This window comes from Bacillus sp. LR--39 (assembly GCF_053613335.1).
Genome location: NZ_JBSIOT010001300.1, coordinates 1 through 578 on the forward strand (window position 1 = coordinate 1; position 578 = coordinate 578).

General features: G+C 41.2%; 1 pseudogene. It reads right to left on the reverse strand.

Features of this window, described 5'->3' with window-relative positions:
* Window positions 1–414: pseudogene (locus ACWHAR_RS30120) on the reverse strand (bifunctional glyoxylate/hydroxypyruvate reductase B); the annotation flags it as partial.
* Window positions 415–578: the final 164 nt, after the last annotated feature.

A 578-nucleotide genomic window follows, 5' to 3' on the forward strand; every position in this document is an offset into this window, starting at 1 on the left:
CTCTTCCACGGTTCCCCATTTTCCTGCTCTGACAAAACGGTCCAGTTCGGCAACACGTCTGGCGGAAGACAGAATCAGTGAAAAAGCCAGATCTGCAACTGTGTCATCCAGTGTATAAGGTGTATGAGTCCCGACGACTCCTCTTTCTTTCATTGCTTCTATATCGAAGTTATCGTAGCCTACTGATTGGTTGCTGACCACTTTGAGCTTAGGCGCGTGTTCCAGCAACTCACGATTGATTGACGGCCCGGACGTCCCTGATGTTAAAAGTCCCTCCGCTTCTTTTAATTTTTCAAATAGCACGTCACTCGGAAGCGTATCCTCCTGCCATACTTCATAACGACAATGTTCACCGATGAATGCTTCAATCTCTTCAGGAATCGGTTTTGTGATAAATACAAATGGTTTCAACAAGGCTCCCCCTTTATGGCTGTTGTCTATTTCATTATATCGGAAATAAATAGGTGTTAAAAATATAGCTGCGTTTTTTTAATTTCTGGTTCTTTTGAACTTAAAATGAAGATCGAACAGCTAAATCTGCTTAAAAAAGTTTTTTAATTATCAGAATTCACCCATAT